The following is a 12,342-nucleotide window of genomic DNA, read 5'->3' on the forward strand; positions in this document are numbered from 1 at the left end:
TGACCACCCAGACAATGGTGGTACGGGCATTCGCCCGGCACTGCCATGAGAGGAGCGGCCGTGAACAAGAGCAAGCGCATCGCCATCAGTCTGGTCGCGGGCGTGCTCGCTGCGCTGCTCTGCATGGTTTACGGCTCGTCGATTCGCTCGCAAGCCGAACAGGTCCAGGCTGAGACCTTGGCCAAGTACGGTGGCGATCGCGCCGAGGTATGCGTCGCGGCGCGCGATATCGATGTGGGCGAGACCCTCGATGAGACCAATGTCATAACCCAGGAATGGCTGACGAGTCTGCTGCCGCGTGACGCGGCGACCGAGCTGCGCCAGGTGCGCGGCGACGTGACGACTTCGCGTATTCCCAAAAACGCCGTGATCTGCAATGTCTACACCAAGGCCGAGAGCCACAAGCTCGAGGTGCCTAAGGGCAAGGTCGCCGTTTCGGTGGCGGTCGATGCCGAGCACTCGGTCGGCGGTGCTACGGGCGTGGGCAGCTACGTGGATGTGTATGTGCAAAAAGACGGCGTAACCGATCGACTGTGCGGCGCGTACGTGATCGATACCAGTGAGGATTCCGGCGCCACGCGCGAGGGCAAGATCGAATGGGTGACGCTGGCGGCTGACCCCGAAGACGTCAAGGAACTGCTGGGAGCCTCGGGCAAGGGAACGGTCAGCTTGACGATTCCCGCCACGGCGCGCGGCAAAAAGAGCGGAGGCGACGAGTGATGAAGGCGATCTGGCTTGCGTGCTGCGCGTGCGGCGATTACGGGCTGTTGCAGCGGGAAGTCGAGGGCCGTGATACGGGTGCACAGGTGCTTCGCGTGGGTGACCTGGACGGGCTGGTTTCCATGGCGCGGGCGTTTCCGTCGCGCCGCGGAGCTGCCATCATCGCGGCGTCTCTGTTTGATACCGAAGATGTGCGCAAGACTGTTGCGCGCCTGACGGCCGAAGGCCGCGTGAGTCGCGTGGTCGTGTTGATAGAAGCACTCGATCCGTCGGATATCGAGGGGCTGTTTCGCGCAGGGGCGACCGAGGTCATCGCTGCGCACAGTATATGCGGCAACGGGCGAGCGGGCGAGGGAGCGGTTGATTCCGATCGGCGCATGACGATTGAGCCCGATGCTTTTGTTGATAGGGAACCCGGGGCGCCTCGCGCTACAAGAGGCCCGCGTGTTGATGATTATGGAAAAGCGGAAGCCGAGCATGGTCGGCGCCCCCGGAACCCCCTTGTATACGATGACGCTGGAGGACCGGCGCAGCATGCTGGCGACTCCCCGGCTGTAGATATGGGATACGTGCGCGGCGTGAATCTGGCGGATGAACTCGACGAAGTTGAGGGCTTTGCCGGGTGCGGCGAGTTGTCGCTGATGCAGCATGAGCAGATTGCGCAGAACGAGCCTGCCTCGCAGACCGAACAAGCCGCCATGCCGGCTTGGACGCAGCGTGTAGTTGCGGCGGGGGAGACGGGGACGCTGTCACCGACGCCCGCCCCGCCGCCTCCGATGCCGCCGGCAGACGCTGCCGCTTCGCCGCATCGAGCTCCGGTCATCTGCGCCATTTCGGGTTCGGGCGGTTGCGGCAAGTCGACGATCGTTGCCACCATGGCACACACATCGTCGCTGTTGGGCTTGCGTGCCGCCGTGCTCGACCTGGACCTGATGTTTGGAAACCTTTACGACTTGTTAGGCGTCGATGCTCCGCACGATATGGCGGCACTTATCGAGCCGTCGGCGGCGGGCACGCTCACCGAGCCGGATATCGTGGCCGCATCGATGCGCGTCGCCCCGGGCGTTACGCTCTGGGGTCCCGTCGCGGCGCCCGAGCAAGCCGAGCTCATGGCACGTCCGGTGGAGCTGCTGCTCGATGTCCTGCGTCGCGAATCCGACGTGGTCTTTATCGATACCTCGGTCTTTTGGGGCGATGCCGTGGCGGCTGCGGTGGCGGCGAGCGACCGTTGCCTGGTCGTTGGCGATGCGGCGGTGTCGTCCGCGACATCGGCGTCGCGCGTCATTGAACTGGCAAGTCGAGTAGGTGTGCCGCGCACGCGCATGAGCGCCGTGTTCAACCGGTTCGGTGCGCGCGGGGCAGACGAGGACGTCGCCATGCGCTTTGAGATTGCCTGTGCGTTGAGCTCCAAGATTCGTATCGCCGATGGCGGGCAGGATCTCGCCGCGCTCATGGCGTTTGGGCGCGCCGACGAGGCAGTGGGTCAGACGAGCGCTTTTGCGACCAGCGTGCGCGAGGCCACGCGCGAGATGCTCGTGGAACTGGGGTGCGCCGTCGGCCCTTGGAGCGATATAGTCGCCGACCGTGCAACGCGTACCGAACGCCCGCGTATCCGCCTTCCCTGGTCGCGCGAGGGTGATCAGCGATGAGCCTGCAAACGAGGATTAAGGCTGCCGGCGCTGCAGCGGCGGCAGCTCCTGTAGATGCGGGGCGTCGCCGCGCGGTGAAACGACGCACTAAGCGCGCCGTGATGGACCGCATGGGTTACGACGAAGTGGCGCGTATCAGCGCCTATATCGACCCGGCGCTTGCCCGCTCGGAATTGCGTCCCGCGGTGGAGGCGGCGCTCAATGTTGAGGAGCCGACCGATCTCGCGACGTCCGAACGCGAGACCATCATCGACGAGATTTTGGATGACGTGGTGGGCCTGGGGCCGTTGCAGCCGCTCATCGAGGACGACACCGTTACCGAGATCATGATCAACGGCTGCCGCTCGGCCTTCTTTGAACGCGGCGGCGTCTTGTACCCTATCGAGCATGCGTTTGAGGATGATGAGCAGATCCGTGTGCTTATCGACCGCATCATCTCGCCACTTGGCCGCCGTATCGACGAGCGCAGCCCCATCGTCAACGCTCGCCTTAAAACGGGCTATCGCGTCAACGCGGTGATTCCGCCTGTGGCGATTGACGGACCGATTCTCACCATCCGAAAGTTCTCGGACCGCATCTGCTCGCTGGACGAGCTTGTGGGGCTGGGGTCACTGCCGCTTTGGTATGCGCAGCTGCTGTCGTGCGCGGTGTCGCTGCGACAGGACCTGGCGGTTGCGGGAGGCACGGGATCTGGTAAGACCACCCTGCTCAACGCGCTGTCATGCGAGATTTCCACCGGCGAGCGCATCGTGACGATCGAGGACTCTGCCGAGCTCAAGTTTGCGCATCATCCGCACGTGGTGCGCCTAGAGGCGCGCGAGGCTTCAATTGAGGGCGAGGGCGCGGTGACGATCCGCGACCTGGTGACCAATGCCCTGCGCATGCGCCCCGACCGCATCGTGGTGGGCGAGGTGCGCGGTGCCGAGTGCTGCGACATGTTGCAGGCCATGAATACGGGCCACGACGGGTCGCTCACCACACTTCATGCGGGTTCAGAACAGGAGACCGTGGTGCGTCTGACGTTGCTTGCACGTTATGGCATCGATCTGCCGAGCGAGCTCATCGAGGAGCAGATTGCCATGGCGCTCGACGACATCGTGATGTCCGAGCGCCACGCCGATGGCAGGCGCTTCGTCTCCTCGTATTCGGGGGTGCGTCGCGCCGCGTCGGGCGGCGTAGAGCTCGAGCGCTATGTGACTTTCGATGCCGCCGAGCGCACCTGGGCGCTTGACCGCGAGCCGCCGTTTATCGCAGAAGGCCTGCGGTCGGGGACGCTCACACAAGAGGAGGTGGACGAATGGAGGTCGCTGTGCCCCTCGTCGTAGGGGGTTTGGCAGGGTTTTCTGTTGCGACGGCGTGCGGGGCGGAACCTCGTGTGCCGCAGGTGCCGCCGGCGGAGCTGGCGCGTCAGGCGCTCGAGACGGTGGCAGAGAAGCTGCCGCGTGAGCTGGTGGAAAACGATCTGCTGAAAAAGATCGCCCGTTCGTGGGCATCGCTGGCTCCGGCGCATCGCCTTGGCCTCGTGATTGAAGATGCTTCGGGGCGTTTGGCGTTTCTACTGCTATCGAGCGGTGTCTGCAGCGTTTTACTAACGATGGTGTCGTTATCGCCCCTCGGGTTTGCCTTGGGACTTGTTGCTCCGATTGCCGCTGGCGCCGCTCGGGATGGCTTTGAGAGCCGGCGCGAGCAACACGATGCAGAAGAGGCCATGCCCGAGGCGTTTACCGCACTTTCCATGTCGCTTGCCTCGGGACATTCGCTGGCCCAGGGCATGCGCTTTGTGGGCGCTCATGCGCAAGAACCGGTGCATACCGAGTTTTTGCGGGTGGCGGCGGCGATCGATTGCGGTATCTCGGCGACCGACGCGCTCGATGACTTGCTCGTGCGCATCGACGCCCCCGGTCTTTCGCTTGTGACCTTGGCGCTTAAGGTGTCACAGCGCACCGGCGCTCCGCTTGCCGACTTGCTGTCCGAGGCGTCGAGCATGGTAGGGGAGCGCATTGAGCTCAAGCGCCGCCTGGATGTCAAGACGTCGCAGGCTCGCATGTCGGCGCATATGGTCGCGGCGATGCCGGCGGGCATGTGCGCGGTGTTGGTGCTGCTTTCGGCAGATTTTCGTCGCGGTCTTGCGACGCCTGCCGGTGCGGGCGCTGTGGTGCTGGGTCTCGCCCTCAACGCCGTTGCCCTGGTGGTTATCCGGCGCATTATGAGGGTGGAGCTATGAGCGCCCCAGTTGCAGTTGCGGCTTGCCTGTGCGCCCTGAGTGTATTTATCGCGACGGGTTTGGATCGGGCGGATGCACGCAAGATCGCAGGGGCCTGCAAGCGCGAGGCGGTGCTGGTCGCTGCCGCGGGTCGCTCAGTGGTCGATGCCCTGACCGCGCGAGTGAAGGGCGCGGTTGGAGCGGGCGGCCCGGCGCGAGTTTCGCTCGGCGAAGTGTCCGAGATGATCGATGTTGTGCGCTTGGGTCTTTCGGCCGGTCTTTCGTTTGATGCGGCGCTTGAGATTTTCTGCGCCAACCGCCGGTCAGTGCTGGCTCTTCGCCTTGAGCGGGCCTGCATGGCGTGGCAGGTGGGCGTGGGCACGCGTGAGGACGAGTTGTTGGCCGCCGCGCGCGATCTGGACGTACGAGCGCTCGAGACCTTTGCCATCACGGTGGGGCAGGCGCTCGCCCTGGGTGCCCCACTTGCCGAGACACTGGCCGCTCAAAGTCGCGAGATCCGTGCGGCTCATCGCGCCGCGGTCGAGCGCGAGATCGAGCGTGCGCCCATCAAGCTGCTGATTCCCACCGGCACACTCATCTTGCCGGCGTTGCTTCTGTCCATATTGGGCCCGCTGTTGGGAGCAGGCGGGATGATGTAGGGAGGAATACATGAACACGATGACTGACGTTGCTGGCAAGGTCTGGAGCTGGGCTGTTTGCCAGTCAATTCGCGCTCGCCAGCATGCCGGGGAGCTACTGCAGGAGGAGAGTGCGCAGGGCACCACCGAATACGCCATCTTGGTCGGCGTGCTCGTGGTGATCGCCATCATTGCCATTGTCGCATTTAAGGGCAAGGTCCAAGATCTATGGAACGCTATCAGCGAGGGCATCAACAGCCTGTAGAGGGCGAGCGCCCCATCGGGGTGCTGCTGGTGTTTGCTTGCCTGACCGTGGCGATAGCGGCGGTGCTTTGGGGGCTTAACGCCGCGCGGCAGCAGCGTCCTGGGGCCGCCTTCGATTCGGGCTCAGATTCGGCGGTGGCGTCTCAAAAAGATGAGATGCGAGATGCGGACGATTCGGATGTCGCTGTCACGGCGCAAACCTTTCTGCGGACGCTCGACAAGCGGTCTGGCACTGCGACGGATTCACCTGAGGACAACGCGATTGCGGTCCGGCTTGCATGGTCCGAGGACCGACCGATGACCGAGGCAGCGGCGGATATGTTACGCGCCTACCGCGAGGTGCCAACGGCCCAGCTCGCCCTGAGCGGCTATCTCGATATTAAGGGCAACGTATGGGGCGCCATTGTGCGCGATGGGCGCGGCTGGGTCGATATGGTGACGGTTGCCGCGGATGCCGGCGATGCCTCGTGCCGCCTGCGCGTGATCCGCCTGAGCCCGCAGGCATCGAACTCAAAGGAGGGGTCGTGAAATGCATGACGTCCTGCGCGAGGAATCTGCCCAGGCGACGGTCGAATACGCCATCGTCACGGTGGCGCTGCTTTCCATCGTGCTGGCGATCGCGGGGCTTTGGCGTGCCGGTGCCGACGGGCGCTTGGCGGCGCTGGTCGAGCGGGCGGCATCCCATGGCGTTGCCTCGACGTCGGTTATCGACGCCGCTGCGGGTGCTAAGGACATCGCGTTGTATTGATATCGCGCGCGAGGACCGGGCGCAGTCTACGGTCGAGGCCGCTTTTTTGCTGCCGACGTTTCTGATGCTCATCCTTCTCGCACTGCAACCGGTGTGCCTGCTCTATACGCGCGCGGTCATGGAGTCTGCCGCTGCCGAGACCGCGCGGCTCATGACCACGACGACGGCGGAGGACGACGATCTTAAGGAGTTCACCCGCCGCCGGCTTGCCGCGGTGCCCAACGTTTCGATCTTTCATGCCGGCGGGCCGTTGTCGTGGAATATCGAGCTTGGTCGGGCCGGTGCGGGTGGCGTCTCGTCCGTGTCCGTTTCCGGCGAGGTCAGGCCGTTGCCTGTGATCGGTGCGTTTGCGCAGGCTATGGGTGGTACCGCCGAGGGCGGCTACGTTGAGCTCAAGGTCGATGTCTCGTATCAATCACGTCCCGAATGGCTGGAGGGAGATTATGATTCGTGGATTGCTACATGGGATTAAGCGTTTCTGGTCTAGATGCGTTTTGACGCGCCGTCCGAGCTGCCATCGCAAGCGAGGCGGCTTTATGGGCCGCGCCGGTATCGACCTGTTTATCGAAGACGGTGCCTACACCACGCTTTCTTCTGCCGTGGTCATCCTAGTGGTGCTCACGTTGTTGTTTTCGTCGACCGCGGCGATATGGAGCATGTCGCGTGCCGGGGATACCCAGGTGGCGGCCGATAGCGGCGCGCTGGCGGGTGCCAACGTAGTGTCGTCCTATCACACGGCTGCTACGGTGGTTGATGCGAGCATCTTGAGTCTGGGGCTGGCGGGGTTTGCCACAATCGGGACGGGCCTGGTCGCCATCCTCATCCCGGGTGCCGAACCAGTTGCCGGCAATATGGTCGACACCGGGATTGAGATCATTAAAACGCGCAACAAGTTTGCCAAAAGCGCATCGGAAGGCTTACAGAAAATCGAGACGGCTCTGCCGTATCTGATTGCCGCGCGTGCCACGCAGGCGGTGTCGGCGCAGGATACCGATAGTGTGACCTATACCGGTACGGCGCTTGCCGTGCCCAGGATGTCCGAGTCGGATTTCGTTGCGCTCGAGGGTTCTGAGATCTCGACCGATGCCATTAAAGACACATCGAAAGATCTGGAGCGCGCAGCAGATGAGCTGCAGAAGGCCTCGGAGGAGACGGCGAAAGCAAAAGAACGCGCCTGGCTTGCGGATTGCGGTGGATCGGTTCCGGCTTCGGTCGGTAGCTGTTCATGCATGTGGGAACGTGCGAGGAGTTTGGCAAAGCTCTCGGGTGAGCAGAACCCGCATTATGCCTCGAGCATTTCGTGGGAGCCACAGGTGGCGCTCGACCGCGCGAAGACCTACTACCGTCAACGCCTGGCAGACGAAAAACCGCAGGGTTCAAGCGTCGAGACGAAGGCGGAGTCGGCGGCGCGCAAGGCGTTTTACACCTATGCGAGTACAGAGGTCAATCGTGCATATGTAACCGAGGACGGAGATGAAGTCGCTTCCTATATCCCGCTGTTGCCGCGCAACACTGACGAGGTGCGAGCGACGGAACTCTATACCGATACGGTGTGGCCAACCAGTGCCATCGATGGCAAGACGTATCTGCATTACGGAACGAGTTGCCCCAACTATAAGAAGGGGGCGCCATGCGGGCTGGCCTCGGTTGCTGCTTATGACGGGCAGGACAAATGCAATAGATGCCATTTTGGTGTTTCGTCGCTCGGTGCCGTTGCGGCTCCTTCGACTTCTATCGAAAACGGCTTCGAGTACCACTTTGACAAGTTCAAAGAGGCTCTGGAAGACTACGTCGAATGCCGCAACAAAGAGCTCGAGCTCGAGCGTCAGACCGAAGACGAGGCCGATCGTGCGGGCAATACGTTTGACCAGGCCATCAAGGAGCTTTCGGGCGAGCGTCCGCGTATCGCTCCGCCCGGTCGCAACGGCGTAGTTGCCCTTGCGGTTTCGGGTGCCATCTCGAGCCCCGATGAGCTCAACTCTTCGTTTAGCACGGCAGTCAGGCTCGGCGATCGCGGTGCTATCTCTGCCGCGGTGTTGGCACCCGATGAGGCGACGGCGCAAAACAACGTGCTTTCGCGATTTTTCTCGACATTGAAGGAACGCTCGGGCGGCGTTGCCGGCGTGCTCGACGGCGTCATGGATGTTTGGGGACGGCTGCTCGTAGGATACGGTGATATCCAAGGTTCGGCCGACGAACTTATGGACGAGATGATTAAAGGCCTAGGAGGGGGCAGCGGCGCGTTGGGTTCCATCGCATCGTGGCTCGGCGATACCGTTTCGGCGTCCATGGCGGCGTTGGGTCTGGAACCGTGCGACTTGCGCCTGCGAAAGCCAGTGCTGACCGATTCCGCCAACGTCATTAAGAGCCCGGGGTCTGACATTGCTGGTCTCTCTCAAGCGCAAGACAAGCTGCGAAGTATTCCGTTGGGCGTGACCGATCCCAAGGCGCTTTGCGAGGCGTTGGAATATCAAGTCGAACGCACCATTAGCGGTACGGTGTTCACGCTTGCGGAGATTCCTCTGCCCGGCGGCGGCTCCATCCCACTCACCGTCGATGTTGCCACGCTGGTTGGCGCTCTGGGCGGTGGGTCGTAATGAGTATCCGCATGCGTCTGCGCGAGGAGCGCGCCCAAGCGACGGTGGAGATGGCGGTGGTTACGCCCGTTTTGCTGGTGCTGGCACTCATCGTGTACAACGTCATGATCTTTGCCAGCGCTGTCGCGCGCTTCGACCGCGTGGTACCCGACATCGTGTTGGCGCACGCCGTGGCGTCGGAGGGGGAGGGCGACGAAAGCTCTGCCGATGCCTCGGCGACGGTTCAGACTCAAATTCTGAATGCCATGGAAGGCTATGACTTGCGGATCGAAGTGTCGAGCGAGCAAGGCGCGGAGGCATTGGATGGTGGCCTGCTCTCCCTATCCGGTACGTTTAGGACCTACACCTGCACCATGCACTATGAGCCGTGGCCGACTTCTCTCAGCATCGCTGGCGTTTCGCTGGGGGCGCCGACAACGTTGTCGCACGAGCGCGCGGTGACGGTCGATCCATGGCGTCCGGGGGTGGTCATGTGACCGCGGTCTCGTCTTACATCGCCTACGCGCGGGCACTCAACAGGCTGGGTTGGACGCCGGCCGAGTTTGTGGTGGCGGAGTCGTTTGCCGTGCGCCTGCGCGGCATGCTGGGACGGCGTCCGGTTGCCGCCAACGGCCTGCCGCTTGTCATGGCGTTTCCGCACTGTTCCTCGGTCCACACGTGTTTTATGGCTTATCCCATCGATATCGCCTTTATCGATGCGCGCGGCTATGTCCTCGTATGCTACGAAAACGTACGTCCCTGGCGTATGTGCTCCTGTCCCGGCGCCTGGGCCGTACTAGAGCGCCCTTCAATCATTGTTTCGACCCCTGCTCTCCAACGCGTGCCGGCTTAAGGGACTGAGCGAAAAACTTCTTGCTGCCGGCTGATGCCTCTGACGTGCCGATTTATAGAACCGAGGCTGTGCTCAAAAACTTTTTTAAAATTCTCGGTTGACCGGAACGCGTCCTTGGTTATACTAATCAAGCCTTGAAACAAGGCACACCTCAAATGGCTGGGTAGCTCAGTTGGTAGAGCAGAGGACTGAAAATCCTCGTGTCAGGGGTTCGATTCCCTTCCCCGCCACCTTGAATTGTTTAGGACCTCTGCAAAGGGGTCCTTTTCTTTTATGCAGCCCCCACATGGAATCGAACCCCGTGAGGGCGCGGAGCTGAGTAAACGCGTAAGCGTTTGCCAGCGTAGCTCGCAAGGCGCGTAAGCGCCGCAGCGGTCCGTCCGCGCAGCGCGCGGACGCGATTCCCTTCCCCGCCACCTTGAATTGACTAGGACCTCTGCAAAGGGGTCCTTTTCTTTTATGTAGAGTTCCGCGAAAAATGCATCCCAGAATTGGGCTTTAGAGCGGGATGCGCTTTCCGGCGCGTACTTCCGACGTGCGTGCACATCTCGGCGCGCCATCTCGGACCCGCCCGCCTAGACATTCCTCCCACTTTTGCGCCACTTTGTAGACCGTTCGGTCGCCTGTCTGCATGCGCGGGTATACTCAAATCGATAGATATGTCATGCAAGAGCGATGCGGGCTTAGCCCGTATGATTCAAAAGGGGGCAGTGATGGAGAGGATACTCGGCGTTAATCTCTCTGGCTGGTTTATTCCCGAGCCTTGGGTGACCCCGTCGCTATACACGGCGACCGGTGCATCCAATGCGGCCGAGCTGCAGGAGGCCATGGGCACCGCCGCCTATAACGAGCGCATGCGCCGTCATTACGAGACGTTTGTGAGCGAGGATGATTTCCGTCGCATGGCGCAGATCGGCCTCAATGCCGTGCGTCTGCCGGTACCCTGGTATGCCTTTGGCTCGCAGGAGTCCGATGCGTCCTACATCTCGGTTGTCGACTACATCGACCGTGCAATTGAGTGGGCTGCCAAGTACGACATCCGCGTGCTGCTTGATCTAGCAACTGTGCCCGGTGGCCAGGGCGATTCCAACGATTCGCCCGCCACGCCGGAGGCTGTTGCCGAGTGGCATTCGTCCACCAACGGTCGTCATGTCGCACTCGACGTGCTCGAGCGCCTGGCCGATCGCTACGGCGAGGCCGAGAGCCTGCTGGGCATTGAGCTGCTGGATACGCCGCAGATGAGTGTCCGCAAGAGCCTCTTCACCATGACGGATGGCATTCCTGCGCACTACCTGCGCAACTTCTATCGCGATGCCTATGAGCTCGTCCGTTCGTATATGCCCGAGGATAAGATCGTCGTCTTTTCGTCTTCGGGACATCCCAGCGAGTGGAAGCATTTTATGCGCGGCGCTAAGTACAAGAACGTCTACATGGACCTTCACCTGTACCATTACCGCGACGAGTATGCGCTCGATATCACGAGCCCCCGCGGGCTGACGACGGCGATTTCGCGTAACAAGCGCGAGCTTAAAGAAGCGATTTCGACTGGGTTCCCCGTGCTGGTGGGCGAATGGTCGGGCGCGGCGATCTTTGCCAACTCGTCGGTTACGCCCGAGGGCCGCAATGCCTACGAGCGCGTGTTTATCGCCAACCAACTGGCTTCGTTTGCACCGGCTGCCGGTTGGTTCTTCCAAACGTGGAAGACCGAGAAGCGCATTGCAGCATGGGACGCCCGCGCGGCGCTCGGTACGCTCGAGCGTGGCATGATTGAATAGGTTGATATGACGCAAAACAGCGCCCATACGGGCAAACTCTATGTGGTCGGCACGCCCATCGGCAACCTGGGCGACCTGTCCCCGCGCGTTGGCGAGGCGTTTGCCGCCGCCGATGCCATCTGCTGCGAAGACACGCGTGTGACGTCAAAGCTGCTGATGCACCTGGGCATTTCCAAGCCGCTTGTCCGTTGCGACGAGAATGTGATCGCCAGCCGCGCCGCCGGCCTGGTCGACCGTCTGCTGGCGGGGGAGACCCTCGCCTTTGCCTCGGACGCCGGCATGCCGAGCGTGTCCGATCCCGGCCAGGCGCTGGTCGAGGCGGCACGTGAGGCCGATGTGCCCGTCGAAGTTATTCCCGGGCCCTCCGCTTGCGTCACGGCGCTCGTTTCGTCCGGCATTCCCTGTGAGCATTTTTTCTTTGAGGGCTTTTTGGGCCGAAAGCACGGCGACCGCGTGCGTCGTTTGCAGCGCCTTGCCGTGGTTCCCGGCGCACTCATCTTCTACGAGTCTCCACATCGCATCGTGGCGACGCTCGAGGCCGTGGCAGAGGTTTTTCCCCAGCGTGAGGTTGCCGTCTGCCGCGAGCTCACCAAGCTGCACGAGGAAGTCTTGCGCGGGCCCGCTGCCCAGCTTGCTGAGGAGCTGCGTGCTCGCGGCGAGGTAAAGGGCGAGATTGCGCTGGTCATCGCGCCGCCGAGCGAGGATGAGGAGGCCGGTATCGTGCCGGTTGGCGCCGCGGCAGCGGATCCCGACGAGGCCCTGCGCGAGGATATCCGCGCCGCGCTCGAGGAGGGGGAGCCCGCGTCTGCGGTGGCCAAGCGCCTGTCTCAGAAGTATTCGCGCCGCAAGCGCGATGTCTATGCCATGGTGCTCGATATGCAATAGATGGAGGATATCCAGCCCTTGCGCTAGAATC

Annotated in this window: 14 protein-coding genes and 1 tRNA gene; all 15 read left to right on the plus strand. The window is 62.5% G+C overall.

The features are described from left to right. The first annotated feature begins 60 nt into the window (after nucleotides 1–60). The 15 genes from cpaB (at nucleotide 61) to rsmI (ending at nucleotide 12,311) form a co-directional block, all read left to right on the plus strand. Nucleotides 61–720, plus strand: a complete 660-nt coding sequence (cpaB, locus tag I4W09_RS02925; RefSeq protein ID WP_249360913.1) for a Flp pilus assembly protein CpaB — start codon at nucleotides 61–63, stop codon at nucleotides 718–720. Further along, complete coding sequence (locus I4W09_RS02930; RefSeq protein ID WP_161115722.1) at nucleotides 720–2,369, plus strand: nucleotide-binding protein; 1,650 nt, start codon at nucleotides 720–722, stop codon at nucleotides 2,367–2,369. Before cpaB ends, I4W09_RS02930 begins: the two co-directional genes overlap by 1 nt. Continuing rightward, on the plus strand, nucleotides 2,366–3,694 hold the full coding sequence (locus tag I4W09_RS02935) for a TadA family conjugal transfer-associated ATPase (protein ID WP_196031687.1): 1,329 nt from the start codon (nucleotides 2,366–2,368) through the stop codon (nucleotides 3,692–3,694). Before I4W09_RS02930 ends, I4W09_RS02935 begins: the two co-directional genes overlap by 4 nt. 5 nt (nucleotides 3,695–3,699) lie before the next feature. Next, entirely contained in the window at nucleotides 3,700–4,593 is an 894-nt protein-coding gene (locus I4W09_RS02940; RefSeq protein WP_230318645.1) for a type II secretion system F family protein, read from the plus strand. Further along, nucleotides 4,590–5,231: a type II secretion system F family protein gene (locus I4W09_RS02945; RefSeq protein WP_196031695.1), complete on the plus strand. Its 642-nt coding sequence runs from the start codon at nucleotides 4,590–4,592 to the stop codon at nucleotides 5,229–5,231. Before I4W09_RS02940 ends, I4W09_RS02945 begins: the two co-directional genes overlap by 4 nt. 10 nt (nucleotides 5,232–5,241) lie before the next feature. Then, the gene (locus I4W09_RS02950) at nucleotides 5,242–5,475 is read left to right on the plus strand and encodes a hypothetical protein (RefSeq protein ID WP_006235091.1); all 234 of its coding nucleotides are present in this window, start codon (nucleotides 5,242–5,244) and stop codon (nucleotides 5,473–5,475) included. Then, entirely contained in the window at nucleotides 5,439–6,002 is a 564-nt protein-coding gene (locus I4W09_RS02955; protein ID WP_147579406.1) for a hypothetical protein, read from the plus strand. The genes I4W09_RS02950 and I4W09_RS02955 overlap by 37 nt, the downstream gene beginning before the upstream one ends. Nucleotide 6,003: 1 nt before the next feature. Further along, complete coding sequence (locus I4W09_RS02960) at nucleotides 6,004–6,222, plus strand: hypothetical protein (RefSeq protein WP_147579407.1); 219 nt, start codon at nucleotides 6,004–6,006, stop codon at nucleotides 6,220–6,222. Beyond that, nucleotides 6,197–6,694 carry a TadE/TadG family type IV pilus assembly protein gene (locus I4W09_RS02965; protein ID WP_271756720.1) on the plus strand — a complete coding sequence of 166 codons (498 nt, stop codon included), beginning with the start codon at nucleotides 6,197–6,199 and terminating at the stop codon, nucleotides 6,692–6,694. Before I4W09_RS02960 ends, I4W09_RS02965 begins: the two co-directional genes overlap by 26 nt. Then, nucleotides 6,666–8,819, plus strand: coding sequence for a hypothetical protein (locus I4W09_RS02970; protein WP_230318646.1), 2,154 nt, complete (start codon nucleotides 6,666–6,668; stop codon nucleotides 8,817–8,819). Before I4W09_RS02965 ends, I4W09_RS02970 begins: the two co-directional genes overlap by 29 nt. Beyond that, nucleotides 8,819–9,295, plus strand: a complete 477-nt coding sequence (locus I4W09_RS02975; RefSeq protein ID WP_196031701.1) for a TadE/TadG family type IV pilus assembly protein — start codon at nucleotides 8,819–8,821, stop codon at nucleotides 9,293–9,295. Before I4W09_RS02970 ends, I4W09_RS02975 begins: the two co-directional genes overlap by 1 nt. Continuing rightward, nucleotides 9,271–9,651, plus strand: a complete 381-nt coding sequence (locus tag I4W09_RS02980; RefSeq protein WP_196031702.1) for a DUF192 domain-containing protein — start codon at nucleotides 9,271–9,273, stop codon at nucleotides 9,649–9,651. The genes I4W09_RS02975 and I4W09_RS02980 overlap by 25 nt, the downstream gene beginning before the upstream one ends. Before the next feature lie 157 nt (nucleotides 9,652–9,808). Next, nucleotides 9,809–9,881: transfer RNA gene (locus I4W09_RS02985), tRNA-Phe, on the plus strand. A 483-nt stretch (nucleotides 9,882–10,364) separates the two neighbouring features. Then, a complete protein-coding gene (locus I4W09_RS02990) occupies nucleotides 10,365–11,426 on the plus strand; it encodes a glycoside hydrolase family 5 protein (RefSeq protein ID WP_196031704.1) in 1,062 nt (353 codons plus the stop codon). A 6-nt stretch (nucleotides 11,427–11,432) separates the two neighbouring features. Further along, nucleotides 11,433–12,311, plus strand: coding sequence for a 16S rRNA (cytidine(1402)-2'-O)-methyltransferase (rsmI, locus tag I4W09_RS02995; RefSeq protein WP_138374422.1), 879 nt, complete (start codon nucleotides 11,433–11,435; stop codon nucleotides 12,309–12,311). Nucleotides 12,312–12,342 lie beyond the last annotated feature (31 nt).

Origin of the sequence: Collinsella aerofaciens (assembly GCF_015670795.1) — a bacterium.
Classification (GTDB): domain Bacteria; phylum Actinomycetota; class Coriobacteriia; order Coriobacteriales; family Coriobacteriaceae; genus Collinsella; species Collinsella aerofaciens_Q.

Bases quoted from the DNA above. Each gene is read 5' to 3' on its own strand.
- I4W09_RS02935 (WP_196031687.1), top strand. From the start codon at position 2,366: ATGAGCCTGCAAACGAGGATTAAGGCTGCCGGCGCTGCAGCGGCGGCA.
- I4W09_RS02955 (WP_147579406.1), top strand. From the start codon at position 5,439: ATGGAACGCTATCAGCGAGGGCATCAACAGCCTGTAGAGGGCGAGCGC.
- I4W09_RS02975 (WP_196031701.1), top strand. From the start codon at position 8,819: ATGAGTATCCGCATGCGTCTGCGCGAGGAGCGCGCCCAAGCGACGGTG.
- I4W09_RS02960 (WP_147579407.1), top strand. From the start codon at position 6,004: ATGCATGACGTCCTGCGCGAGGAATCTGCCCAGGCGACGGTCGAATAC.
- I4W09_RS02970 (WP_230318646.1), top strand. From the start codon at position 6,666: ATGATTCGTGGATTGCTACATGGGATTAAGCGTTTCTGGTCTAGATGC.
- I4W09_RS02950 (WP_006235091.1), top strand. From the start codon at position 5,242: ATGAACACGATGACTGACGTTGCTGGCAAGGTCTGGAGCTGGGCTGTT.
- I4W09_RS02945 (WP_196031695.1), top strand. From the start codon at position 4,590: ATGAGCGCCCCAGTTGCAGTTGCGGCTTGCCTGTGCGCCCTGAGTGTA.
- I4W09_RS02990 (WP_196031704.1), top strand. From the start codon at position 10,365: ATGGAGAGGATACTCGGCGTTAATCTCTCTGGCTGGTTTATTCCCGAG.
- rsmI (WP_138374422.1), top strand. From the start codon at position 11,433: ATGACGCAAAACAGCGCCCATACGGGCAAACTCTATGTGGTCGGCACG.
- I4W09_RS02930 (WP_161115722.1), top strand. From the start codon at position 720: ATGAAGGCGATCTGGCTTGCGTGCTGCGCGTGCGGCGATTACGGGCTG.
- I4W09_RS02980 (WP_196031702.1), top strand. From the start codon at position 9,271: ATGGCGTCCGGGGGTGGTCATGTGACCGCGGTCTCGTCTTACATCGCC.